General features: G+C 36.8%; 24 protein-coding genes. 20 read left to right on the forward strand and 4 right to left on the reverse strand.

Annotated elements, in window-relative coordinates:
- Positions 1 to 586: 586 nt before the first annotated feature.
- From D5J18_RS00280 to rplT, 6 genes are all read left to right on the forward strand, one after another.
- Complete coding sequence (locus D5J18_RS00280) at positions 587 to 1,828, forward strand: ABC transporter permease (RefSeq protein WP_119057025.1); 1,242 nt, start codon at positions 587 to 589, stop codon at positions 1,826 to 1,828.
- Positions 1,828 to 2,574 (forward strand): TIGR02757 family protein, encoded by a 747-nt coding sequence (locus D5J18_RS00285; RefSeq protein WP_119057026.1) that lies wholly within the window; start codon positions 1,828 to 1,830, stop codon positions 2,572 to 2,574. Before D5J18_RS00280 ends, D5J18_RS00285 begins: the two co-directional genes overlap by 1 nt.
- A 43-nt stretch (positions 2,575 to 2,617) precedes the next feature.
- Positions 2,618 to 4,537 (forward strand): threonine--tRNA ligase, encoded by a 1,920-nt coding sequence (gene thrS, locus D5J18_RS00290; protein ID WP_119057027.1) that lies wholly within the window; start codon positions 2,618 to 2,620, stop codon positions 4,535 to 4,537.
- An 18-nt stretch (positions 4,538 to 4,555) separates the two neighbouring features.
- A complete protein-coding gene (gene infC, locus D5J18_RS00295) occupies positions 4,556 to 5,113 on the forward strand; it encodes a translation initiation factor IF-3 (RefSeq protein WP_165844950.1) in 558 nt (185 codons plus the stop codon).
- A 40-nt stretch (positions 5,114 to 5,153) separates the two neighbouring features.
- Positions 5,154 to 5,351, forward strand: coding sequence for a 50S ribosomal protein L35 (gene rpmI, locus D5J18_RS00300; RefSeq protein WP_119057029.1), 198 nt, complete (start codon positions 5,154 to 5,156; stop codon positions 5,349 to 5,351).
- A 143-nt stretch (positions 5,352 to 5,494) separates the two neighbouring features.
- Positions 5,495 to 5,839: a 50S ribosomal protein L20 gene (gene rplT / locus D5J18_RS00305; protein WP_119057030.1), complete on the forward strand. Its 345-nt coding sequence runs from the start codon at positions 5,495 to 5,497 to the stop codon at positions 5,837 to 5,839.
- Between the two features lie 87 nt (positions 5,840 to 5,926).
- Here rplT and D5J18_RS00310 read toward each other — a convergent pair whose 3' ends face one another.
- From D5J18_RS00310 to D5J18_RS00320, 3 genes are read right to left on the reverse strand one after another with little or no spacing between them, the layout of a single operon-like run.
- Positions 5,927 to 8,071 (reverse strand): beta-N-acetylglucosaminidase domain-containing protein, encoded by a 2,145-nt coding sequence (locus D5J18_RS00310; protein ID WP_119057031.1) that lies wholly within the window; start codon positions 8,069 to 8,071, stop codon positions 5,927 to 5,929.
- A 27-nt stretch (positions 8,072 to 8,098) separates the two neighbouring features.
- Entirely contained in the window at positions 8,099 to 8,719 is a 621-nt protein-coding gene (gene yihA / locus D5J18_RS00315; RefSeq protein ID WP_119057032.1) for a ribosome biogenesis GTP-binding protein YihA/YsxC, read from the reverse strand.
- A gap of 24 nt (positions 8,720 to 8,743) precedes the next feature.
- Positions 8,744 to 9,505: an alpha/beta fold hydrolase gene (locus D5J18_RS00320; protein WP_119057033.1), complete on the reverse strand. Its 762-nt coding sequence runs from the start codon at positions 9,503 to 9,505 to the stop codon at positions 8,744 to 8,746.
- A 185-nt stretch (positions 9,506 to 9,690) separates the two neighbouring features.
- Here D5J18_RS00320 and mraZ point away from each other — a divergent pair, with 185 nt between their 5' ends.
- The 14 genes from mraZ to D5J18_RS00390 all read left to right on the forward strand — a co-directional run bounded on the left by mraZ (position 9,691) and on the right by D5J18_RS00390 (position 24,064).
- On the forward strand, positions 9,691 to 10,161 hold the full coding sequence (gene mraZ / locus D5J18_RS00325; protein WP_119057034.1) for a division/cell wall cluster transcriptional repressor MraZ: 471 nt from the start codon (positions 9,691 to 9,693) through the stop codon (positions 10,159 to 10,161).
- Entirely contained in the window at positions 10,145 to 11,068 is a 924-nt protein-coding gene (gene rsmH, locus D5J18_RS00330; protein WP_119057585.1) for a 16S rRNA (cytosine(1402)-N(4))-methyltransferase RsmH, read from the forward strand. The genes mraZ and rsmH overlap by 17 nt, the downstream gene beginning before the upstream one ends.
- Positions 11,043 to 11,372, forward strand: coding sequence for an FtsL-like putative cell division protein (locus D5J18_RS00335; RefSeq protein WP_119057035.1), 330 nt, complete (start codon positions 11,043 to 11,045; stop codon positions 11,370 to 11,372). The genes rsmH and D5J18_RS00335 overlap by 26 nt, the downstream gene beginning before the upstream one ends.
- A complete protein-coding gene (locus D5J18_RS00340) occupies positions 11,373 to 13,352 on the forward strand; it encodes a PASTA domain-containing penicillin-binding protein (protein WP_119057036.1) in 1,980 nt (659 codons plus the stop codon).
- Positions 13,349 to 14,809, forward strand: a complete 1,461-nt coding sequence (locus D5J18_RS00345; RefSeq protein WP_119057037.1) for a UDP-N-acetylmuramoyl-L-alanyl-D-glutamate--2,6-diaminopimelate ligase — start codon at positions 13,349 to 13,351, stop codon at positions 14,807 to 14,809. Before D5J18_RS00340 ends, D5J18_RS00345 begins: the two co-directional genes overlap by 4 nt.
- On the forward strand, positions 14,810 to 16,036 hold the full coding sequence (gene mraY, locus D5J18_RS00350) for a phospho-N-acetylmuramoyl-pentapeptide-transferase (RefSeq protein WP_119057038.1): 1,227 nt from the start codon (positions 14,810 to 14,812) through the stop codon (positions 16,034 to 16,036).
- A gap of 123 nt (positions 16,037 to 16,159) precedes the next feature.
- Positions 16,160 to 16,708 carry a glutamate ligase domain-containing protein gene (locus tag D5J18_RS00355; RefSeq protein WP_119057039.1) on the forward strand — a complete coding sequence of 183 codons (549 nt, stop codon included), beginning with the start codon at positions 16,160 to 16,162 and terminating at the stop codon, positions 16,706 to 16,708.
- A complete protein-coding gene (locus D5J18_RS00360; RefSeq protein WP_119057040.1) occupies positions 16,709 to 17,911 on the forward strand; it encodes an FtsW/RodA/SpoVE family cell cycle protein in 1,203 nt (400 codons plus the stop codon).
- Positions 17,883 to 19,001, forward strand: coding sequence for an undecaprenyldiphospho-muramoylpentapeptide beta-N-acetylglucosaminyltransferase (gene murG, locus D5J18_RS00365; protein WP_119057041.1), 1,119 nt, complete (start codon positions 17,883 to 17,885; stop codon positions 18,999 to 19,001). Before D5J18_RS00360 ends, murG begins: the two co-directional genes overlap by 29 nt.
- Positions 19,002 to 19,049: 48 nt before the next feature.
- Complete coding sequence (locus tag D5J18_RS00370) at positions 19,050 to 19,772, forward strand: cell division protein FtsQ/DivIB (protein ID WP_133298081.1); 723 nt, start codon at positions 19,050 to 19,052, stop codon at positions 19,770 to 19,772.
- Between the two features lies 1 nt (position 19,773).
- Positions 19,774 to 21,192, forward strand: a complete 1,419-nt coding sequence (ftsA, locus tag D5J18_RS00375) for a cell division protein FtsA (RefSeq protein ID WP_119057043.1) — start codon at positions 19,774 to 19,776, stop codon at positions 21,190 to 21,192.
- An 11-nt stretch (positions 21,193 to 21,203) separates the two neighbouring features.
- Positions 21,204 to 23,048 carry a cell division protein FtsZ gene (ftsZ, locus tag D5J18_RS00380; protein ID WP_119057044.1) on the forward strand — a complete coding sequence of 615 codons (1,845 nt, stop codon included), beginning with the start codon at positions 21,204 to 21,206 and terminating at the stop codon, positions 23,046 to 23,048.
- A 10-nt stretch (positions 23,049 to 23,058) separates the two neighbouring features.
- Positions 23,059 to 23,508 (forward strand): GatB/YqeY domain-containing protein, encoded by a 450-nt coding sequence (locus D5J18_RS00385; RefSeq protein ID WP_119057045.1) that lies wholly within the window; start codon positions 23,059 to 23,061, stop codon positions 23,506 to 23,508.
- A gap of 184 nt (positions 23,509 to 23,692) precedes the next feature.
- The gene (locus tag D5J18_RS00390) at positions 23,693 to 24,064 is read left to right on the forward strand and encodes a septal ring lytic transglycosylase RlpA family protein (RefSeq protein ID WP_119057046.1); all 372 of its coding nucleotides are present in this window, start codon (positions 23,693 to 23,695) and stop codon (positions 24,062 to 24,064) included.
- Between the two features lie 29 nt (positions 24,065 to 24,093).
- Here the strand turns inward: D5J18_RS00390 and D5J18_RS00395 are convergent, their stop codons facing one another.
- Positions 24,094 to 25,275, reverse strand: coding sequence for an endonuclease/exonuclease/phosphatase family protein (locus D5J18_RS00395; protein ID WP_119057047.1), 1,182 nt, complete (start codon positions 25,273 to 25,275; stop codon positions 24,094 to 24,096).
- Between the last annotated feature and the right edge of the window lie 81 nt (positions 25,276 to 25,356).

Here is a 25,356-nt window from a genome sequence, read left to right on the forward strand (position 1 = left end):
CTTTTTTGCTTCTTCTTTTAGAAAGAGCCCCAACCCGTGAGGCTCTTCTTTTTGAAGAAATTACTACTCTCACACAGGTGAAAATAGAAAAACCGCACAAGATTTTCTTGCACGGCTTTGCGGTTCGCTCCCGAGGGAAGCAAAAAATTATTATAAGTAGCTGATAATGAGTTGTTTAGCTCATTGCTTGTGTGTGTGTGTGTGTGCGTTTACACTTTATTTTGAAACTCACAAATTTCATTTGTTAAAATTTCGTTATTTTTTTGTTAAAATTTTCGTTGAGATTTTTCTCTTCTCTCAACCTGCCCGCAAATGTATTTTACGTTTTTGAATTATGCAAATTTATTTTTTGAGGTTATGAGGAGTGGAAGTCTTAATTCACACATCTTTTTAACAATCAATTGAATACATTGTTTTACTTCAATTTCATAAGGAAATTTTTATTTTAATTCCTCAAATGCTCAAGGGATTAGTCAGTTATAATTCAGTAATAATAATGTATATTTGAATTTCACTTTTAACTTAAATTGGTGTTTGAGTAAAGATGTGATTTTTTTTATAATTATTTGACCCTTTAACTAATATTTTGAATTTTAGCTGGTTTTTTGCACAAAAAATTGCTTGGAACTCCAAAGGCAGCCCAAGCTTATCTCAGAAGATTGTCCGCATCGGGCAAATTGCTGTGGCATTGGGCACTATCGTGGCACTTATTACGCTGTCTACAGGAATCGGTGCTAAAAAAGAAATCAAAGAAAAATTAGCTGATTTTAACGGGCACATCACCATTCAACCATACAACACTAATCTTTCTTACAATTCTGATTCTATTGCTCTGCCACAAAAATATTACCCCCATTTCTCTTTAACTGAAATTCAGCATATTCAAGCAACAGCGACGAAAAGCGGTATTATTCGCACCGAAAAAAGTTTTGATGGTGTTTTGCTAAAAGGAATGGATAAAAATTTTGATAAAAATCGGTTTCAAAAATTTATTTTGAAAGGTCAAATTCCTGATTTTTCGCAAAATGAAATTAGCTCACGGGTTTTAATTTCTCAAAAATTAGCCAATAATTTTTATTTAGATATTGATAGCACTTTCAATATGGTGTTTCTTAATGAAAAACAACTCCATGCACAGCCTATTTACAGGAAATTTACGGTGAACGGCATCTACACTACAGACATCAGTGAATTTGATGATTTATATGTGATTGGCGACATTCGGCAAGTGCAAAAACTCAATGGCTGGGGGGAGGATTTTGTAGGTGGATTTGAGCTTTTTGTAAAAAACATCAATGGGGATTTAGAGCAAATCAAAGCTCATATAAATAAAGAAATAAGCTATAATCAAATTGCGGCAGCCGCCACCGACCAGTTTCCAGCAATCAATGAATGGATTGGCATTTTTGATACCAATATTTTTATTATCTTATTCATCATGATGATTGTTGTAATCATTAATATGATTATGGTAATTTTAATTTTAATTTTAGAGCGAACAAGTGCCATTGGGATTTTAAAGACCTTGGGAGCGAACAATCGGCAGATTATGCGTATTTTTGTTCATCAAGCTTTGTTTATCATGATTCCTGGTTTGGTCGCAGGAAACTTGATGGCTTTGGGTTTGCTTTTAATTCAAAACTACTTTGGTGTAATTCAGCTCCCGCCAGAAAATTACTTCATCTCCAAAGCGCCAGTTTATTTATCTTGGGAGATTTTTTTGCTAGTCAATTTAGGCACAATTATTATTACTGCCTTGGTTCTGTATCTTCCTTCTCTTTTGATTCGAAAGATTTCCCCTAATAAAGCGATTAAAATTTCAGGTTGATGGACGAAAAATTAGAAAAATTTCTTCAACAAAAATTTCAGCTTTATTGTCAAGAAGAATTCATCACCACCGACCCTATCCAGATTCCACATCTGTTTCACCAAAAACAAGATATAGAAATCGCAGGGCTGCTTACTTCCACTATTGCCTGGGGCAAGCGAAAAAGCATCATCAAAAATGCTCACCAAATCATGGAAATCATGGATTTTTCACCCTATGATTTCATCATCCACGGTCGCCTAAAAGATTTTGAAAAAGCAACTAATTTTGTACACCGCACGTTCAATTATTTGGATTTAACTTATTTTTTTAAAGCCTTAAAAAAATTATATTTTGGCGCCGAGAGTTTAGAGGATTATTTTTTAATAAAAGCAGAAGAGCCCAACACTTTTCATGCGATTGAACGGTTTCGAGAGAAATTTCTTTTCGAGCCAGATTTCAGGACACAAAAGCACATTTCTAGCCCAGCAAAAAACTCGGCAGCCAAGCGCCTCAATATGTTTTTGCGCTGGATGGTAAGAGATAATCCTGTTGATTTTGGACTGTGGGAAAAAATTCCAAAAGAAAAGCTCATCATTCCATTAGATGTGCACTCTGGCCGTGTTGCGCGAAGTTTAAACCTATTGCAGCGCAAAGCCAATGATTGGAAATCTGCAGAATTCCTAACCAATGAATTAAAGAAATATGATGCAAAAGATCCTGTGAAATTTGATTTTGCTCTTTTTGGGATGGGTGCATTTGAATAGATTTTTTAATTTTGTGCATTAAAATAAATTAAACAAATTTAGCATGATTCACATTACGCTCCCAGACGGCAGTGTTCGCTCGTATGACCACCCCGTTACACCCATGGAAGTTGCGCAAAACATCAGCGAAGGATTAGCTAGGAACGTCCTTTCTGCTTTGGTAAATGACAGACAAGTAGAGACCTCTACACCCATTACCGAAGATGCCCGTTTACAACTTCTCACCTGGAACGATAATTTGGGTAAAAAAGCGTTTTGGCATTCCTCTGCACACCTCTTGGCTCAAGCGATTTTAGACTTTTTCCCTGAAGCAAAATTGACAATTGGCCCAGCAATAGAAAATGGGTTTTATTATGATGTAGACTTTGGAGGAAAAAGTATTTCTGAAAAAGATTTTGAAAAAATTGAGAAAAAAATGCTAGAACACGCTCGCCTAAAGAGTGTATTCCAATTATATCCTGTCTCAAAAGCAGAAGCGCTAAAAAATTATACCGATAATCCGTACAAAACAGAATTAATCGAAAATTTAAATGACGGCGAAATTACCTTCTGCTCGCACGAGAATTTCACTGATTTGTGCCGTGGAGGGCACCTGCCGCATACAGGATTTGTAAAGGCTGCAAAAATACTTAACGCTGCAGGCGCTTACTGGCGAGGGAATGAAAAAAATCCACAATTGACACGCGTCTATGGAATTACGTTTCCTAAACAAAAAGATTTAACAGAATATCTCCATAAATTAGAAGAAGCAAAAAAACGTGACCATAGAAAACTGGGCAAAGAGCTCGGAATTTTCACTTTCTCTGAGAAAGTGGGTTCTGGGTTGCCTCTTTGGCTGCCCAAAGGTGCTGCTTTGAGAAAAAAGTTAGAAAACTTTCTGCAAGCAGCCCAGCAAAAAGCAGGTTATGAAATGGTTGTAACGCCACACATCGGCCACAAAGATTTATACGTGACTTCAGGGCATTATGAGAAATATGGCGCTGATAGCTTCCAGCCGATTCAAACGCCCAATGAAGGCGAAGAATTTCTATTAAAGCCAATGAATTGCCCGCATCATTGCGAAATTTATAAATCCCAGCAATGGTCTTATCGAGATTTACCAAAGCGTTTTGCAGAATTTGGCACCGTTTACCGCTACGAGCAGAGCGGTGAATTGCATGGTTTGACACGTGTTCGTGGCTTCACACAAGACGATGCACATATTTTCTGCACGCCAGACCAACTACTAGACGAGTTTAAAAAAGTCATTGATTTGGTCATATATGTGTTTAATGCACTAGGCTTTGAAGATTATACCGCTCAAGTCTCATTACGCGACAGAGAAAACCACTCCAAGTACATTGGAAGTAATGAGAATTGGCAAAAAGCAGAAAATGCCATCATACAAGCGGCGGAAGAAAAAGAGCTAAAAACTGTAGTAGAATATGGTGAGGCGGCTTTCTACGGGCCAAAGCTAGATTTTATGGTAAAAGATGCTTTAGGCAGAAGTTGGCAGCTAGGGACGATTCAAGTGGATTACAATTTACCCGAGCGTTTCGATTTATCATACATTGGCTCAGATAATGAGAAGCATCGACCTGTGATGATTCACCGTGCCCCGTTTGGCTCATTAGAACGTTTTGTAGCGATTTTACTAGAGCACACCGCAGGTGATTTGCCCTTGTGGCTGGCGCCAGAACAATTTATCATCTTACCTATTAGCGATAAATATTTGGATTACAGTAAAAAAGTTTTAAATTTATTAGAAAATTCCGATATTTGCGGACTGATTGACAAAAGGGCTGAAAAAACTGGACGGAAAATCAGAGATGCCGAGTTAGCAAAAATCCCTTTTATGCTGATTATAGGCGAAAATGAAGAAAATACAGCAATGGTTTCGGTACGTAAACACGGCGAAGGTGATTTAGGAGCGATGCCTGTGGATGACTTCCGTAAATTGCTAGAAAAAGAAATGAAAGTTTAATTTTAAATTTAGATAATTATCACAAAAAAAAGAAGAGGGGGCTATTCTCCCCACAAAAATGAAGAGGCTCATCCGCTAAATGAGAATATTCGCGTACCAGAGGTGCGTGTGGTGGGCGACGTGGAAGAAGTTGAACAAGGTATTTACAAAACTTCTAAAGCTCTTGAAATGGCTAAAGAGTTTGGCTTAGATTTGGTTTTAATCACCGAAAATGCTAACCCCCCAGTAGCTAGAATTTTAGATTACAAAAAATTTCTCTACGAAGAGAAAAAACGTAAAAAAGAGCTGAAAGCAAAGCAAAGTAAGATTACGATAAAAGAGATTCGTTTTGGGCCAAATACAGATGACCATGATTACGAGTTCAAAAAACGCCACGCCGAAGGTTTCTTGAAAGATGGAGCAAAACTGAAAGCTTACGTTTTCTTTAAAGGGCGCTCTATTGTATTCAAAGACCAAGGAGAAATTCTTCTTTTGAGATTGGCTCAAGATCTCGAAGAATACGGCAAAGTAGAACAAATGCCAAAACTGGAAGGTAAACGTATGATTATGATGATGGCGCCAACCAAAACTAAATAAAAAAGAATAAATTCAATTCAATAAAATAATAACAGAAAAGATGCCAAAGCAAAAGACAAAATCAGGAGCTAAAAAACGTTTCAAATTGACAGGAACTGGTAAAATCAAGCGTAAACATGCTTTCAAGAGCCATATCTTGACTAAAAAAGAAACTAAGCAAAAGAGAAATTTAACTAAAATGACGCTGGTTCACGACAATGATGTGAATAGTGTGAAAGAACAATTAGGATTGAAATAAATTTTCTTCTAAAATTTTTTAAGCCTTAAAAAATTTTTTGAGAATTTATATAAAATCGGTTTTTAAAATTAAAATTTGTTTAACCCAACCGTGGGCTTAGTAAAAGTGATAAGTATCCGCCTTCGGTTAAAAAAAATTAAAAAATGCCAAGATCAACAAATTCAGTAGCGTCGAGAAGAAGACGTAAAAAAATTATAAAACAAGCCAAAGGTTTCTTCGGGAGACGTAAGAACGTATGGACTGTAGCTAAAAATGCGGTAGAAAAAGCAATGCTTTATGCTTACCGTGATAGAAGACAGAAAAAAAGAAATTTCCGCTCTTTGTGGATTCAGCGTATTAATGCTGGTGCAAGACAAAACGGAATGTCTTACTCTCAGCTGATGGGAGCTCTCAAGAAAAACAATATTGAGTTGAACAGAAAGGTTCTTGCTGATTTAGCAATGAATCACCCAGAAGCATTCTCAGCCATTGTGCAAAAAGTAAAATAAATAATTTTTTGTTGAATTGAAATTTTAATTAGCCGCCTCAAAAATAAAAAATTGAGGCGGCTAATTCTGTTCTAATTTAGCAAAACTTTATTTTATAGTAACTTCTAATTGTCTTAAATAAATATTTTTAACTTGTTTTGATTTATTTTTAAATCTCACTTGTTGTGCTTTTTCATTAGGTTTAGCAATCCATTCATTCCCTTTCATCTCACCGTTTACATTCTTCCACTCGCCGTTTTCCGATAAAAGTTCCACTTGCCCCCATTTTTCAAATACCTCTTGTTCACCAGTATTGATAAGCACTTGCTTCACATTTTTAGATGATTTAAACTCAAAGGTAAAATAATCGTTTGGCCGCACCTCTATCACTTCCAACACAGGATCTGCTGCTAGTTTGTTGTTCTCTAATCGAATGTTCAAATCCTTCAATTTTGCATTATTACTCACAAATTGATGTGGATTATCGTAATCTTTGACGACTAATTTGCCTTTAAAATCTTGATTATAAGCTTCTACCAAAAATTTAAATGTGTCATCAATCAATGGGCTAACGAGCTTAGATACAGGAGAAACTCTTGGGTGGTATGGATTTTTATTTTCATCTTGATTTACAAAAGAGCGCTTCAATTCCCACCGCTCTGCTTTTTCAAAAGCCTTTAAAAATTCTTCTTGATTTTTTCCTTTGTAAGCATCATACATTTCTAAAGTTGCTAAACCTTTTTGTGCAATATTTTTAGTCTGTAAAATCCAAGGGTAAATTTCTAAAATCAAGGCTGGGTTGTCTTTACATTTTTGTAAAGTTTCTGCTGATGAAAGCAATTGTTTGTAATAATTCTGAATTTTTTCTATTTGTGATTTTTGGAGGTTTAAATTTTTTAAGGCTTTAGAAAATTCTTGTGCTGGCTGCTCAAATCCCCTTGATTCCTCTTTACGATAACGGTGCCCATTGGGGCCTGCGTCAGTATTGTTTTTAGCAAAAAAAGTATAGGCTTCAGCACAGGTTTCAAACTCATTGGCAATGTTTTTCTCCCAGCTTTGAATGGAATCATATTTTGCGATATCCCAAGTATAATCACCAACGGAAGCTATCGCTATACGTGAAGCTTCGGCGTGTTCCATTGGGTTAGAAACTACTCCAGCTAAAAGGTTTTGAGCTTTTTGGTCTAGTCGATACGCTGGGCCCAACATTAGATGATCTCTTGCATAATCGGTTACTGGGAAATTCCACCAAAAGAAAGCTTTTCTGTTGATTTTATCATTAATCCAAGTTAAACTTTCCTTGGTCACATCTCCAATTACACCGTCGCCCGTCCACATGATGTGAATACGTGGGTCTAATTCCTTTCCTAATGTCGGCAGATACCCACCTTTCAAGTTACTCCAACTTTTATTATACTCTGTCGGGCACATAATTAAAGGTAAAACATCGGTATGCGTATCTACAAATTTTGTTTGTAAAAAGTTGAGTAGTTCTGCTTGTTTAGCAGCATTGGTTCCTTCCCCCGAAATGTCATCAAAAAAAACGGCAAAACCTCTCACGCCCAAAGCATACATTTTTTCAAATTTTTGAATTAAGTTTTGACGGTCAGCTTCATTCCACTTGATGTCTTTACCAGGATGTATGGCCCAATAGAAATCTACGTAATTATTTTTTGCGGCTTCTACATAATCTTGAATTTGGCGAGCTTCATCTTCTGGGTAAGCTTCTCGCCAGTGCGGAGAGCTATGATATGGGTCATCTTTTGGGCCATAGATGTAAGTATTCATTCTATTTTTTCCTAAAAAAGATAACATTCTGAGGCGATCCTTGTATTGCCATGGTGTGCCGTAGAAACCTTCTACCACTCCACGAAATTCGACGTCGGGGAAATCATAAATCTGAAGGGCTTTATTAGCCTTCGCATTGATGATTTCTTTTAATCTCAAAAGTGCATAGTAAACGCCTCTTTCTGTTGCTGCTTCTATATTAACTCCATTTTTATTAAGCTTTAGTTGATAGGCTTCTGGATTTTTGATTTTTTTAGAAAAATTAATTTTAATCAGTGCAGCGTTTCTGTTTTCACTCAATTCAATCCCAACCTGATGGATCAAATGCTGATACTTTTTACTTTTAAATGCTTGAGGTATTTCACCTGAAGTAAACTCAACCGATTTAGGCTCAGGCAACTTATAGTTCTGTCCCCAACCCATGACACACGTCAATAGCATGGCCATCACAAAAATGTTTCTCATCCCTTGTAATATTTTATAATATTAAGGCTACAAGTTACGAAAATCTAAATGATTTAGCTGGGTATTATAAATTTCTATTTCTTTTAAGATTTCATCTTTTCCCACTTTTGCAGTAGCAGAGGTTTTGATGAATTGTGGTAGTTGCTCCCAGTTAGTGAGTAATTTCTTTTGGTAAGTTAATAAATTTTTAGCATACTTAGCACTGCTTAATTTATCAATTTTAGTCATCACAATATTGAATGGAATCATGTTTTCCCCCAAATATTCCATGAATTCCAAATCAATTTTTAGCGGCTCATGGCGACTATCAATCAACAAATAAACATTGACTAAGTTTTTTCTTTTTTCTAAATAGTTGGTAATCATTTTATCAAAATCTTTGCGTTTAGATTTTGATACCTTGGCATAGCCATAGCCTGGCAAATCTACCAAATACCAAGCTTCATTGATTAAGAAATGATTGATCAATTGGGTTTTCCCAGGTGTTCCAGAAGTTTTAGCCAACTTTTTATTATCAGCAATCATATTAATGAGCGAAGACTTCCCTACGTTTGAACGCCCGATGAAGGCATACTCTGGTAAATTAGGCGGTGGGCATTTTTCCACCTGAGAATTACTCTCCAAGAATTTTGCTGACGTGATTTTCATAGATTTTTTTAAGGCTTAAAAAATTTAAATTCTTTTTATTAGCCAATTATAGAGAATTTCATTGAAAAGTTCGGGATGTTCCATCATCGGGGCATGCCCACATTTATCAATCCAGTATAAATCAGAATTCGGTAAATTTTCATTAAATTCCACCGCTACTTCAGGAGGCGTCACACCATCTTGCTTCCCCCAAATCAAGCAAACTTCTTTCTGAATGGATTTCAACTCATTTTTCATATTATGTTTAATGGCACTTCGGGCTATATAGAGGGTTTTGATGGCTTTTTTGGTATCATTCACCGTAGCAAAAACCTCATCAACCAGTTCTTCTGTAGCAATTTTGGGGTCGTAGAAAACTTCCTCCGTTTTGGTGCGAATGTATTCTCTGCTACCTCTTTTGGGGAAAGTTTCACCAAAAGATTTTTCATACAAACCACTACTTCCCGTCAAAACCAACGTATGCACTAGCTTTGGGCGTTTCTCTGTCACGACCAAACCTACGTGCCCGCCCAGTGAATTACCGACCAGCGTTGCTGGCTCTTTCACCACCTCTTCTAAGAATAAAATAACATTTTTGGAAATGTTTTCCACATTTGAGTTAATTACAGGAAGACTATAAATGGGTAGTTCTGGGGCGAAAACTTTAAAATTCCGCTCAGAGAAGTACTTTATCAGTTTGCTAAAGTTACTCAATCCTCCCATCAATCCATGCAACAAAACTAAAGGATGCCCCTCTCCTTCTACTACATAGTTGAATTTCTTCTTTTTCTTAATATTAAACAGCATAGTTTTTCCAAATCATTTTCTTCCCAATTAACAAATATATGACAAAATTGAGAAAAAAAATGGAATCCCTTTTCTCTTTCTTGATTTTTCTTCAAAAAGTGGAAAGTTATTAACAAAAGTGGGATTTTGTGGCAATTTGTGGCAAAAAGTAGAAATATCTTATTATTTTTGAGCAAAATTAAATCATGACCAGTTTAATCGGATCTTATGAGTGTAAGGTGGATGCCAAGGGGCGTCTAGCTCTACCCATGGGTATTCGCAAGCAACTGGAAGGTTTTTCGCACGAGGGTTTTGTGCTCAAGCGGTCAGTATTCCAACCCTGCCTAGAGCTCTACCCTATGCAGGAGTGGCAGGCTGTGATGAAAGATATCTCTCAGCTCAACCGATTCAAGAAAAAAAACAACGAATTTATAAGGCGTTTCACTGCTGGCGTAAAGCCTGTGGAGTTAGATAATAGCGGCAGAATTCAGATTGCAAAAGATTTGATTCAATTTGCTAATATCGATAAAAATGTGGTGGTTTCATCATCCATCAATATTATCGAAATATGGGATAAAGATAAATATGAAGCTGAAGTGAGCTCCGATGAGGATGATTTTGCTCTGCTGGCAGAAGAGGTCATGGGAAATTTTGAAAATGATGAAAAACTATCATGAACCAGTTTTACTGAATGAAAGCGTTGATGCTTTGATTACCAACCCCAACGGTGTGTACGTTGATTGCACCTTCGGGGGCGGGGGGCATTCAAAAAAAATTTTAAAGGCTTTAGAAAAAAATGGGAAATTATGGGGTGTAGACCAAGATGAAGATGCTCAGCAAAACATTATTCCTGATGTGCGGTTCTCTTTTATTCCTTCCAATTTCAGACATATCAAAAATCAGTTGCTTTTTCACCAAATCCATCAAGTTGATGGCGTTTTAGCTGATTTAGGTGTTTCATCACATCAATTTGATACGGCAGAGAGAGGCTTCTCAACGCGCTATAGCAGCCAGCTGGATATGCGGATGAACCAAAATCAGAAAAACACAGCTAAAGTCGTCATCAATGAATATACTGAGGAAAAATTAGCGGAGATATTGATGAATTATGGTGAAATCCGTTCGGCTAAAAAATGGGCAAGAGAAATTGTTTCTTACCGCAGTAAAAATATGATTGGAACGACTGATGATTTAAAAAATGCCTTGAAAAGTTTGATCCCAGCTCACAAAGCTAACAAATTATGGGCACAGCTTTTCCAAGCATTGAGAATTGAGGTAAATGATGAATTAAAGGCTTTAGAGGAATTTCTTTTGTCTACAGCGAGCATCATAAAACCTGGCGGGAGATTGGTAGTTATTTCCTACCATTCGCTAGAAGATCGTTTGGTAAAAAATTTCATCAAAAAAGGAATGTTTGATGGTGAACCTGAAAGAGATTTGTATGGAAGATGGTATGCACCTTTTTATCCGCTAAACAGCAAAGTCATCATCCCCAACGAAGTAGAGATTGCAGGTAACCCAAGAGCAAGAAGTGCAAAACTAAGAATTGGAATTAAAAATGAGCCCAAAGAAGAAGAAAAGTAACATCAGCATTCGAGATATTTTAAAAGGAAAATTCTTAGTTGATGATAATAGTTTCAAACATTGGAAATTCGTATTGTTTTTAACTTTTTTAGCCTTTTGGAGTATTCTGAGTTCACATTGGGCTGATAAAAAAGTGGTGGAAATAAAAAATTTAAAAGAACATGTTTCTAATCTTAAATCAGAATCAGCATATCTACATCAAATTTTGATGCAAAGTAAAATGGAATCAAAGGTTGCCGAAAAAGTAGCTAAAGACAATGTAATTCAATCAAATATTCAACCTTTTTTAATTGTTGAAAAATAAATGATTAAACAAAAAAAAGACATATTATTAAAAGCTTATTTCATCAGCATTCTACTGGTGATTATATCCATTGGTATATGCTATAAATTATTTAATCTCCAGCTCAACCCACAAGAAAGAGGGCGTTTTGAGGCTTTTGCTCAGAAAATCAACTTCAGAGAAGCCACTATTCCAGCGGCAAGAGGAAATTTATATGCCGCTGATGGGAGTTTATTGGCAACTTCTGTAAGAAAATATGACGTCGCCTTTGATGCGAAGGCGATGCGACAAAGTCTCATTGATGAGCATTTAAATTCCTTGGCTGACTCGCTGCATGCTATGTTCAATAAACCTGCCGCTACTTATGCTAAATTGATTTTGAATGCCAAGAAGAATAAAAAACAATATGTCCCAATTGCAAAAAACCTGAATTATCATCAGCTAAAAAGAATTTCATCTTTTCCTATTTTCAATCACGGGCAAATCAAAGGTGGCTTCATCGTAGAAGATCATCTTGTGAGAGAAAGAAGCGTAAAGGACATCGGTGCTCGGACTTTGGGCTACGTAAAAGGAGATTCACTAAAAGTAGGCCTAGAAGGTGCTTACAATATGCTTCTATCTGGAAAAGATGGCAAAAGACTAGAACAGCGAATGGGCGGAGGCAACTGGCGCCCCATCAATATCGCTAACGACATACAAGCTGTTGCTGGGCAAGATGTGGTAACAACTATCGATATTCCTCTGCAAAACGTTGCCTACAACGCTCTATATGACCAACTGAGTGAATTTGAGGCAGACCACGGCACTGTCGTCGTAATGGAAGTCAAAACAGGTGAAATCAAAGCCATTGCCAACTTGACTCGTCTCGCTGACGGTAACTATGCTGATATTCAAAATTTTGCGGTAGGCGAAGCCAATGAACCTGGCTCTACTATTAAAACCATTTCACTTCTAGCTGCGCTAAAAGATGGCGTTATTGATACTGCTACCACCGTAGCTACTGGCTCAGGAAGAGTTCGTTTATTTGGCAGAACCATCAGTGATTCTCATGGTTACGGCACAATTAATGTACGCCAAGTTTTAGAAAAATCCTCAAATATTGGTACAGCAAAATTAATTACAGAATATTACCAAAATCAGCCAGAAAAGTTTTTCAGAATTTTAAATCGGGAATGGAAGCTAAACCAACCTCTTGGCGTTGATATTCCTGGAGAAGCGGAACCTTACCTTCCCGACCCAAATAATAAATCTTGGAGCAAACAGTCGCTTTCATCAGTTTCTTTTGGCTATGAGTCAAAGCTCACTCCATTACAGATTTTAACTTTTTACAATGGCATCGCTAATGATGGTAAGATGCTAAAACCACTTTTTGTGAAAGAAATTCATGAAAAAGGAAAAGTCATTAAGTCTTTTTCTCCAGAAGTTCGCATAGAAAAAATGGCCCAAGATAGCACTATAAAAAAAATGCAAAACATGCTAGCCAGTGCCGTAAAAAGCGGGACTGGAAGGGCTTTTTACAACGAAATTTTCCCCGCTGCAGGAAAAACAGGCACTGCTCGTGCAGACTACTGGGTGAAAGGCCCCATGCAGTATCGCGCCTCTTTCTGTGGCTACTTCCCGACGTACAAGCCTCAATATTCTTGCATCGTAGTCATTCACAAACCTAGCCGTAAAAAAGGCTACTATGGCAGCTCTGTTGCCGGGCCCGTTTTTCAGAAAATCATGGAGAGTGTTTACATCAAATCTCCAAAAAAATTAAGCCTTAAAAAATCTAAACTTGCCTCTCTAGAAAAATCAAATAAAATTTTTGACTGGAATTTAAAAAATAAAAAAATGCCGAATTTAAAAGGCTTTGACGGGCAAAAAGTAATTCCCGTTTTAGAAAACGCAGGTTTTAAAATTAATTATTCTGGAATTGGGAAAATTATAGAACAAAGCATCCCTGCTGGGCAAATGATTCCTGAAAATAAGGTCATCACTCTAAAACTTTCAAATGTATGAATATTAGCGAATTACTACATAACATTCCCATTATCCAGCAACAAGGAAGCTTCACTGGTGATGTAGGCGAAATCCAAATGGATTCTAGAAAAGTGAGCAAGAGAGATGTCTTTGTGGCTATTTCAGGTCCGCAGGAAGATGGTCATGATTTCATTACTTCTGCCCTTAATAAAGGTGCTCAGGTGATTTTTCATGAGAAAGAAATCAAAGACTTTCGAGAAAATGTTTTGTACATTCAAGTGAAAAATTCAGCCAAAAGTCTAGGTTTAATTTGCAAAAATTATTTTGGAGATCCTTCTTCTCAGCTGAATTTGATTGGCATAACTGGCACTAATGGTAAAACGACAACAGCGAGCCTTTTGTACCAAACAGCAGAGAGTTTAGGCTACCCGTCTGTTTTGATTTCAACCATCAATATTCGTATTCACCAAAAAACTTTGTCTACAAAAAATACAACGCCAGACATTATTAGTATCAACAAGATTTTAAAAGAGGCGGTAGATTCTGGTTTTGAATATGCTTTTATGGAGGTTAGCTCACACGGCATCGAACAGGAGCGAATCAGTGGCTTAGAATTCAAAGTTGCTGGCTTCACCAATATCTCACATGAACATTTAGACTACCACAAAACATTTAAAAGTTACATTATTGCAAAAAAGAAATTTTTTGACGAGCTGAGCAAAGATGCTATTGCCATTACCAATATGGATGATAAAAATGGTGTGGTTATGCTACAAAATTCTAAAGCCTTAAAAAAATCTTATGCCTTGAAATCTGTTGCTGATTACCAAGGGAAAATTTTAGAAAATCGATTTAATGGAATGCTGCTCTTGCTTAACCAAAAAGAACTTTGGACTCAGCTAGTCGGGAAATTCAATGCTTACAATCTTTTATTAGTCTATTCCATAGGGTTGGAATTGGGTTGGGATGAAGAAGAGCTTCTAGTCAGTCTAAGCAAGTTACAAAAAGTAAAAGGTCGATTCGAATCTTATATCTCTCCTGGCGGGCAAATCATCATTGTAGATTATGCCCATACGCCTGACGCTTTAGAAAACGTAATGTCAACGGTGAACGAAACTCGAACCAAGAATGAAACCTTTTGGGTTTTGGTCGGTTGTGGAGGAAATCGCGATGCCCAAAAAAGACCTAAAATGGCAAAAGTCGCTTGCCGCTTGGCTGACCGAGTGGTTCTTACTTCTGATAACCCTAGAAGTGAAGACCCCAACAAAATCATTGAAGACATGGAGAGCGGAATTGAACCTCAATTTTTTTCAAAATATAGTAAAATACCCGATCGCCAAGAGGCCATAAAAAATGTACTTGCCAACAGCCACTCGGGTGACATCATCTTGATTGCAGGTAAAGGCCACGAAGATTACCAAGAAATAAAGGGAGAGCGATTTTATTTTGACGACATGGAAATTACTAAAAGTTTAACTCAAAAGATTTTTAAATAAATGTTATACCATTTAATTGAATTTTTAAATCAGTATTTTGACGTGCCAGGCTTTAATATGCTGAAGTCTGTAACTTTCCGTGCGGCATCTGCCGTTATCATTTCCTTACTTATTGCTTTGTTTATCGGCAAAAAGATTATTTATTTTTTGAGAAGAAAACAATTGGGCGAAACGATAAGGGATTTAGGCTTAACTGGGCAAAAAGAAAAAGAAGGTACCCCGACAATGGGTGGCATCATCATTATTCTTGCCACCCTTATTCCAGTTTTACTTTTTGCAAAACTCAACAATATTTATACAATTTTACTGCTTATTTCCACGCTTTGGATGGGGCTCATCGGATTTATTGACGACTACATCAAAGTTTTTAGAAAAAATAAAAAAGGTTTAGCAGGAAAGTTTAAAATTTTAGGGCAAGTAGGCCTAGGTTTATTCGTTGGTGTTATTTTATACTTCAGCCCACAAGTCACTGTAAGACAACAAGTCAGTGACCAGCCAACTTACAATGCACAGAGCGCTGATGAATTGTTCGCCCCAGCTACCAAATCAAACTTGACTAACATTCCGTTCCTGAAAAACAATGAGCTCAATTATGACTCTCTCCTGTTTTTCTTAAATAAAGAAGAAGCCATGAAATGGAGTTGGGTAATCTTTATCCCGATTGTTATCTTCATCATCACAGCTGTTTCAAATGGTTCTAATCTGACTGATGGCATCGATGGATTAGCGGCAGGAAGCTCCATGATTATTTTAGGAACGTTAGCTCTGTTTGCCTTTGTCTCTGGCAACTTTATTTTAGCTGATTATTTAAACATCTTATACATACCCCATGCGCAGGAAGTCGTGATTTTCGCTACAGCTTTCAGCGGTGCATTGATTGGGTTTTTGTGGTACAACACTTACCCAGCACAAGTTTTCATGGGAGACACAGGTAGCTTGACTATCGGTGGTCTTATTGCAGTCATTTCCATTATTGTGCGTAAAGAACTTCTTCTACCTCTGCTCTGCGGAATTTTCTTGGCTGAAAGTCTCTCGGTCATGTTGCAGGTTTCTTGGTTTAAATATACCAAAAAGAAATACGGTGAGGGCAGAAGAATTTTCTTGATTTCGCCCTTGCATCATCATTTTCAAAAACAAAATTACCACGAAAGCAAAATCGTCAATCGTTTTTTTATCATCGGTTTTATACTCGCTGTATTAGCCGTTTTAACCTTAAAAATTCGTTAATTCATCAAAAAAAATTTTTTTAGCATATATAAAACTGAGCAAAAGCGGAAAAGACGCCACATAAAGTTAGTCAAGAAAAAAACTCAAAATAATTAATTATAAAATACCCCGAAACACTTAAAAATGAATTTAGAAGAAATCTCTTTGATGGGAGAACGCAATGTCTCCAACTCATTAGCAGGAGCTTTAAATAGAAATATTTTAAGGCTTAGAAAAAAAATTATCCAAGAAAGTTTAACTGATTTTGATGCCGTGGAACATCGTCTAGAATTAGTGATCTCCGTTCACGGGATCCAATTTATCAACGATAGCAAAGCTACCAATATCAATGCTACATTTTACGCATTACAGAGTATGAAAAATCCTACCATTTGGATTGTAGGCGGCGTTGACAAAGGAAACGATTACAGCGAATTGATCCCGCTTGTGAAGAAAAACGTAAAAGCCATCGTATGCTTAGGAATTAATAACGAAAAAATTAAAGCTACCTTTAGTGGCATCGTTCCTCAAATCATTGAAACAAAAACAATGAAAGATGCCGTAAGCTCAGCGTATATGCTTGGCAAAAAGGGTGACACTGTACTTCTCTCCCCAGCTTGCGCTAATTGCGATTTATTTGAAGACTATCAAGAGCGTGGGCGTCAATTTAAAAAAGAAGTAAAAAATCTATAAATGAACTGGCTGAATAAAATATTTTTAGGCGACAAGTACCTCATTGCATTCATTATGCTTTTGGCAATATTTTCTCTATTACCTGGCTTCTCAGCTAGCTCAAGCATCGAGTACGCTGCCCAGACTGGAACCGTTTGGGGGCAATTTGGCAAACAAGTCGCTTTTCTAGTCATCGGTTTAGTCATTTTATTCAGCATGCAGCGAATTGATTACCGTTATTTTGGCGGATTTGCTATTTTAGGCTTGCCCTTCATCGTGCTATTGTTGATTTTAACTTTATTGCAAGGCACCAGTATTGATGGAGCCAATGCCTCTCGTTGGCTAAAGCTACCTGGCATCCCATTATCAATACAAACTTCCACTTTGGCATCAGTCGTTTTGATGGTCTACGTTGCACGGTATTTAACTAAAATCAGGAATAAAAAGATTGAATTTAAACAAACTATTTTACCTCTTTTTATACCGATTTTTGTTATAGTCGGATTAATTTTCCCAGCAAATGGTTCTACGGCTATCATCTTGTTTGCTATGGTAATGATGCTACTATTTTTAGGAGGTTTTCCTATCCCATATTTAGTCGGCATTGGGACAATAATTTTAGTCGGGGCAGGTTTATTTATATTTGCTGCCTTGAATTATGGAGACCAATTTCCTAACTCCCGCGTTCACACTTGGAAAAACAGAATTGAACGCTTCCAAAAACCCGCAAGCAATAGCCTTGAATCTTGGCAAGAAACCAATGCCAAAGCAGCTATAGTAGAAGGTGGAATCACTGGCAAAGGCCCAGGGAAAAGCGCCATAAAGCACACACTCCCACAAGCATCTTCAGATTTCATTTATGCGGTAATCATAGAAGAGTACGGATTGATAGGTGGCGTGAGTTTACTTTTTTTATTCCTACTAATTTTATTTAGAATCATCATCATCGGAACAAAAATTCACACCTATTTCGGAAGTTTACTCGCTTTTGCGATTGGAATCCCCATTGTCTTCCAAGCCTTGATAAATATGGGTGTTGCCGTTGGTTTATTCCCGACTACGGGTCAACCTTTGCCTATGATTAGTTTTGGGGGCACATCGTTGTGGATTACGTGCTTATCTTTCGGTATTTTATTAAGCATCAGTCGACAAATTTTGCCTAAAGAAGAAATTGAAAAAGAAGAAAAAATAAAAAGTGAAGCAGACCTACAAGACATCGCCTAAATTCATCTTCAGTGCTGGGGGCACGGGAGGCCATATTTACCCTGCAATTGCTATTGCAGATGAGATTCGTACACGCTTACCCAAGGCTGAGTTTTTGTTCATCGGTGCCAACGGGAAAATGGAAATGGAAAAAGTCCCCCTAGCAGGCTATGACATCAAGGGTATAGACATCAGTGGAATACAAAGAAATCGCTGGTGGGCAAATTTTTGCTTGCCTTACAAAATTTTTAAAAGCCTTAGAAAATCTAGTAAAATCATCAAAGAATTTTCGCCAGATATGGTCATCGGGACAGGTGGATACGCTTCGGGACCAGCGATGTGGGCGGCTGCTCGGCGAGGTATTCCGATTTTAATTCAAGAGCAAAACTCATTTCCAGGAATTACAAATAAATTACTGAAAAACAAGGCCTTTGCTATCTGCACAGCTTATCCTAGGATGGAGAATTTCTTCCCGGTAGGTAAAATTCATTTGACTGGGAATCCTATCCGCTCAGATTTATTCCAGCATTTGCCCGAGCAGCGAAAAGCAAAAGAAGCTTTAGGTTTCGACCCCGATTTACCCATGATTTTCTCTTTTGGCGGTTCATTAGGAGCAAGAAGCATCAACAATGCTTGGAAGGTAAATTTTGAAACCTTACAAAATTCAGAGATTCAGCTGCTTTGGCAAACGGGTAAGACAGATTTTTTAAGCCTTAAAAAATTTGATGGAAAATCAAGAAAAATTCAATTGAAGGAATTTATCTATGATATGCCCATGGCGTATGCTGGCGCAGATTTAATCGTGGCTCGTGCTGGTGCAATGTCTATTTCTGAGCTGAGCTTAGTCGGGAAACCCACTATTTTTGTTCCTTTACCTACGGCTGCGGAAGACCACCAAACGAAAAATGCACGAAGTTTGGTAAATGAAAATGCAGCTATAATGATTGCTAATGAAAATATTTCAAGCTCTATAATGCCTGTAATTCAAGATTTATTATCGGATGCCAATAAACAAAAAAAATTGAGTGAGAATTTCCTGAAATTAGGCAAACCTTACTCTACCCGAGATATTGTCGATATTATTTTTGAAAAATTGGAAATTGAAGCATGATAATTTTTGATTTAAAACATTATTTCTTAAGCCTTAAAAAATTTTAGGATGAAGCGTAAATGGGTCTTACTTAAAATACTTATGTTCCTAATCTTTTTAGGTTTTCTTTTGATTTTTTCTCAAAAACAATTTGAGAAGCGAGAGATTAAAAATATAATTGCTAAAATTGACTATGCTGATGGGAATTATTTCATTACCGAAAAAGTTGTGAAAGAAATTTTAGGAGAAACACATCGAGATTTCCCAAAAATGGCTATGAAAAGCGTGGAAATTAATCGTATGGAAGAGAATTTAAAGAAAAATCCTTTCATCAAAAATGCGGAGGTTTTTTTGGAAAACAACGGCTTTTTGCATACCAATATTCAGCAAGAAAGACCGATTGCGCGGGTCAATACGGGGAAAGAGCAGTTCTACATCACGCAAGAAGGAAAAAGAATTCCACTATCACAGCATTATTCGACTCAAGTTATGCTGGTAGATGGGCCAGTGGATTCTGCAGACTTTGCTCTCATAAGCGAATTAGTTCAAAAAATCAATGAGGATAACTTGTTGAAAAACCTTATCGTCGGAACGCATAAAAATAGTAGAAATTCCTTTATTTTGTTGCCTGCAGATGGTGGGTATGTTCTTGACTTAGGGAATTTAGAAAATGTGGATAGAAAATTAGATAATTTTAAAGTTTTTTATAGAGAGTTTTTAGCTGTATCAGACAGTATTCCTTATAAGAGATTTAATTTGAATTTTATCAACCAAATAGTTGCACAAAAATAGAATGAAAAAAACAAACAATAAAATAGCAGTTGGATTAGACATCGGAACGACCAAAATTGTCGTCATGGTTGGTCAAAAAAATGAACACGGCAAGCTAGAAATCATTGGCGTTGGGCGTTCTAAAAGCTTGGGGGTTCACCGCGGGGTTGTAAACAATATTACACAAACCATCAATTCCATCAAAGAAGCTGTAGCACAAGCAGAGTCGGACTCTGGGTACAAAATTACTGATGTGACTGTGGGAATAGCTGGGCAACATATCCGTAGTCTACAGCACAGCGACTACATTACTAGAAATAATTTTGAAGAAGTGATTGACGAAGAAGATATTAAAAAACTCATCAATCAAGTACACAAATTAGTTATGTTGCCTGGCGAAGAAATCATTCATGTTTTACCCCAAGAATTTAAGGTGGATAGTGATGGTGATATTCACGAGCCAATGGGTATGTATGGCAGTCGCTTAGAAGCTAATTTCCATGTGGTGGTAGGGCAAATTACTTCTATCAAAAATATTGCACGTTGTGTCAAGAGCGCTGGACTTAATTTAGCTGGCATTACCTTAGAGCCTATTGCTTCTTCATCTGCATCGCTCAGCAAAGAAGAAAAAGAAGCTGGTGTTGCATTAGTAGATATTGGTGGCGGAACGACTGATATTGCTGTTTTCAAAGACAACATCATTCGTCATACTTCTGTGATTCCGTTTGGTGGGAATGTGATTTCTGATGATATAAAAATTGGTTGCTCTATCATCGAGAAACAGGCTGAGCAGCTAAAGGTGAAATTTGGCTCTGCTTGGCCAGGCGAGAACAAAGAAACAGAGATTGTCGCTATCCCAGGACTGAGAGGAAGGGAACCTAAAGAAATATCACTAAAGAAATTAAGCCAAATTATTCATGCTCGTGTGAACGAAATTTTGGAGCAGGTCTATATGGAATTGAGACATTATGGCTGTGAAGAGGAGAAGAAAAAATTAATTGCTGGTATCGTATTGACTGGGGGAGGAAGCAAACTCAAGCATATTCGCCAATTGACTGAGTACCTGACTGGTCTAGATACGCGAATTGGCTACAGCAACGAGCATATGGCAAGTGGGCAATCGGACTTAATCAACAGCCCAGAATATGCTACTGCCGTGGGACTCGTACTCAAAGGCATCGAAAAACTAGAAGAGCAAGAGTTATACTTTTCCCCAAAAGAGGATGAAGAGTTTACTGCTGAAAGTCTCCCTACAAAAAATAAAGCTGAACAAAATAGCTTAACGGAACAGCCTTTGAATGAGGAAAAAGCAGATGATAAAAAAGTAGATAACAAAAAATCAGAAAAGCCAGAAAGAGAGCAGTCTAGCTTTAAGCCTAAATCTAGTATTTTCTCTAAATGGACTGACAAATTTATTAAAATGATTAACGAAACTGAATAAATTTACCAATTATGGATTTTAACAATATGGATTTTGAAATGCCTAAAAACAGAAGCGCTGCCATCAAAGTCATTGGCGTTGGCGGCGGGGGTAGTAATGCGGTGAATTACATGTTTAAACAAGGAATTACTGGTGTTGACTTTATCGTGAGTAATACTGATGCCCAAGCTCTAGAGAAAAGCCCAGTTCCTATCAAAATTCAACTCGGAGCAAACATCACAGAAGGTCTAGGTGCAGGAGCAAATCCTGAAGTAGGTGAACAAGCCGCCTTAGAAACTTTAGATGATATTAAAAATATATTAGACAGCAATACCAAAATGGTATTTATCACGGCAGGAATGGGCGGTGGGACAGGTACAGGAGCTGCCCCCATTATTGCAAAATGTGCTAGAGAAATGGGAATTTTGACTGTTGGCATTTGCACAGCTCCTTTTTCTTTTGAAGGTAGAAAACGTTTAGACCAAGCCAAAGAAGGTATTGAAAAATTACGCTCTAGTGTAGATTCACTCATCATTATAAACAATGACAAGCTCCGTGAATTATATGGAAATCTAGGTTACAAAACGGGTTTTGCCAAAGCAGACGAAGTGCTGTCTACTGCAGCCAAAGGGATTGCGGAGGTCATCACACACGAATATTCCATCAATATTGACTTGAGAGATGCCAAAACCGTTCTGGCTGATAGCGGCACGGCTATCATGGGCTCTGCAAAAGCTAGTGGTGAAAGTAAAGCAAAAAAGGCCATTGAAGCAGCTCTAGATTCTCCATTGTTAAACGATAATAAAATTACAGGTGCAAAAAATGTCTTGCTGCTCATCGTTTCTGGTGATGATGAAATTACAATGGATGAAATCGGTATCATAAACGATTACATCCAAACCGAGGCTGGCTATAATGCTAATATCATCATGGGAATGGGTGAAGATAAAGATTTAGGTGATGAAATCAGTGTTACTATCGTAGCGACAGGTTTCCCGCTTGAGCAACAAGATTTTAATGGGCAAGAAGATAAAACCATTGTTCATACATTGGAAGATGAACATCATACACCTATTCATTTCTCTATTTCACAAAAAGCAAAAGATGAAAAAGAAAGTGCAACAGAAGACAATATAGTACATTCTAAACCAGCATCTTCTGCTACTGAAAATTCAAACAAAGAATATTCTGAAGAAGAAGGAACTGAAGAAGAAAATATTTTCAATTTCCAAATAATAAATCAACTGGAAGCAGAAGAAAAAGGCTATAAAGATGAGGTTTATGAAACTGAAACTGAAAATCAAATTAATTTCAACCAAGATGAACCTGAACCTAAGGAGCCAGAAAATGAATTAATGGAAAAAAATAGTAGCAAATACACGCTCTTTTCTTTGGATGAAGATTGGGATGATGAACCTGAAACGCCCTCTGTTTCTAGAAATTTTAGAAATCAAGAAACGGCAGGTGATTTTGCTCCCCGAAAAACTAGCAACTCTAATGAAAATTTAAAAATCGGTGAAAGCAAAAGCAATTTCACTCCTCCACAGCAGGATGCTTCTCTATCTCCTAAAAACACATTCCAAACTCAAGAAGTAGAGGTAGATACGAAGGAAGAGCCAAAAATTAAAAGTCATTTTGAAAATGAATTATCTCAGCAGATTAATGAAAGAAGAGAACGCCTGAAAAAGTTTAATTACAAATTCAAAACTAGCTTAAAAGAAAGACAAGAAATGGAAGAAATTCCTGCCTATGAAAGAAATGGCATAAAATTATCTGAATATAAGCATGAACGCCCTTCTCGCTATATTGTAGATGAAGATTCTGATAATAACATCAAAATCAGACCTAATCATTTTTTACACGATAATGTAGATTAAAAACTTTATTATGAAATTAGAAGAAAAAATCATGTCAGAAATGAAATCTGCCATGAAAGCAAAAGATAAAATTGCCCTAGAAGCACTTCGAGCCATTAAGTCAGCTATTTTGATGGCAAAAACGGATGGCTCTGGCGACGAACTAGATGAAAGTACTGAAATCGCATTGCTACAAAAACAAATTAAAATGCGAAAAGATGCCGCAGAACAATTTGAAAGTCAAAACCGAAAAGAAATGGCTGAAAATGAATTAAAACAAGCCGAAGTGATCGAGCGTTTTTTACCAGAACAAATGAGTGATGAAGAAATCAAATCTGTGGTAATTGCTATCATTCAAGAAGTGGGTGCAGAAAGCATGAAAGATATGGGGAAAGTCATGAATCTTGCCAACGAAAAAATGGCAGGGAAAGCTGACGGTAAGACTATTGCAAATATGGTCAAAAATCTATTAAACCCTTAAAATTTGAATTATTAACAAAATAATTTTTCTTTAACGCGAGTTTAACGACTTGCGTTTTTTCCTTTATTAAAAGGGTTTTGCTCTCTAAATTTCAAACGTTTTTACATTATTTAGAATCATTATAAGGAAATTACATCTTCATACCTATAAATTTGGTGCTTATTAAACATAAAAAAATAGAAGTATGAAGACACTTGCGCTTTCTACCTATATGATTTTTAATCTATTATCAGCTCCTTCTTCAGTTGACGAAATGAAAACTGAAAGTGAACTAAAAACTGCCAAAGTTTCGTGGTATGGAAAAAAATTCCATGGGAAAAAGACGGCTAGTGGTGAAATTTACAACATGTATGAATTAACCGCAGCTAATAAAAAATTACCTTTTGGTACGCGTGTGAAAATCATTAATCCCAAAAACGGCAAAGAAGTTATCGTTACCATCAATGACCGCGGGCCTTATGTGGGTTCCCGTAAATTTGATTTAAGCAAAGCTGCTTTTGAAAAAATTGCAGACCCTGTAAAGGGAGTTATTCGTATTCAGTACGAAATTCTATAAAATTTTTCAAGGCTTAAAAAATTTTAAGCCTATTCCACTTTTTTAAGCAAAATCGTATAAACTGGAAAATGGTCTGAAACCCCTTGTGGATTGTACTGATCGCCAGCAAACATCCTCTGCGGATAGCCTTTGTACGCTCCTGTTGCTGTCTCTAAATAATTAGGCTTAAAAATTCTTGTTTGGTAAACTTGATAAGATTCAAAATCTTGACGCAGTAGATTTCTACTCACGATAATTTGGTCAAATAAATTCCAAGAATCTCTATACGCTAAAGTCCCATTGCCTTTTTTAAAGTCTCTGAGCAGCAGATTCACCCATTTTTCTGACTCTCCTCCAGCGCCTAAGACTTTTGTAATACTTTCATCTGTCGGGTTATCATTAAAGTCGCCCATCACTAGAATCTTTACTGATGGGTTTTTAGCCTTAATCGCACTCATTTCGGCTTTTAAAACTTGAGCTGCTTTTTCTCGTTTAGGAAAACTTACCGCTTCACCGCCTCGCCTTGATGGCCAGTGGTTTACAAAAACATAAATTTGCTCTCCATCTAGCTCTCCCCCTACTTTCAGAATATCTCTTGTGTAGTCTCTAGCTCCTTTTTCATCATAAACTTCTACTTCGATTTTTTTCTTTTCATGAACGACAAAACGTTTTTTTTGATAAATCAAAGCTACATCAATCCCGCGTGCATCCCAAGAATTGAAGTGAACAAGTCCATAATCTGCTTTTTCTAAAGCCTTAGAATGAATTAAATCTTGTACTACTTCTCTATTTTCAACTTCAGCCAAACCTACTAGCACAGGGAAATCTTTTGTTTTGTCTCGCCCTAAGTTAGCGATAACTTGGCTCAGATTTTCAATCTTTTGCTGGTAACGCTGGCTTGTCCAAGTTTTGGGCCCAGTAGGAATAAAATCTTCTGCCAAAATCAATGGGCGAATAATTTGTTTTCCTTTTAAATTTTCTTCAGAATAGCGGCATTTGCAATTCACTGTATCGAGTACAGGTATTTTTTCTTGAGAGATTGAGGTATGATAAAATTCATCTTGATAATCTAAATTCCCATTGACAAAACCCGCTGATGGAATTGTATCAAATAAATTTTCCACGTTGTAAAACCCAATAGTAGCTGCCCGAAATTGGTTTTCTTGTGCATAAAATTTTTTAAGGCTTAGAAAAATAATTAAAATTTTTATAATGAAATTATACCGTTGCATCTTTTAAATATAAGAATTTTTTTTTACCTTGATTATTTATTATTAAATTTAAAGAAAAAAATATGCGCTACTGCATTTTAA

The organism is Candidatus Ornithobacterium hominis, assembly GCF_900538215.1.
Classification (GTDB): Bacteria; Bacteroidota; Bacteroidia; order Flavobacteriales; family Weeksellaceae; genus Ornithobacterium; species Ornithobacterium hominis.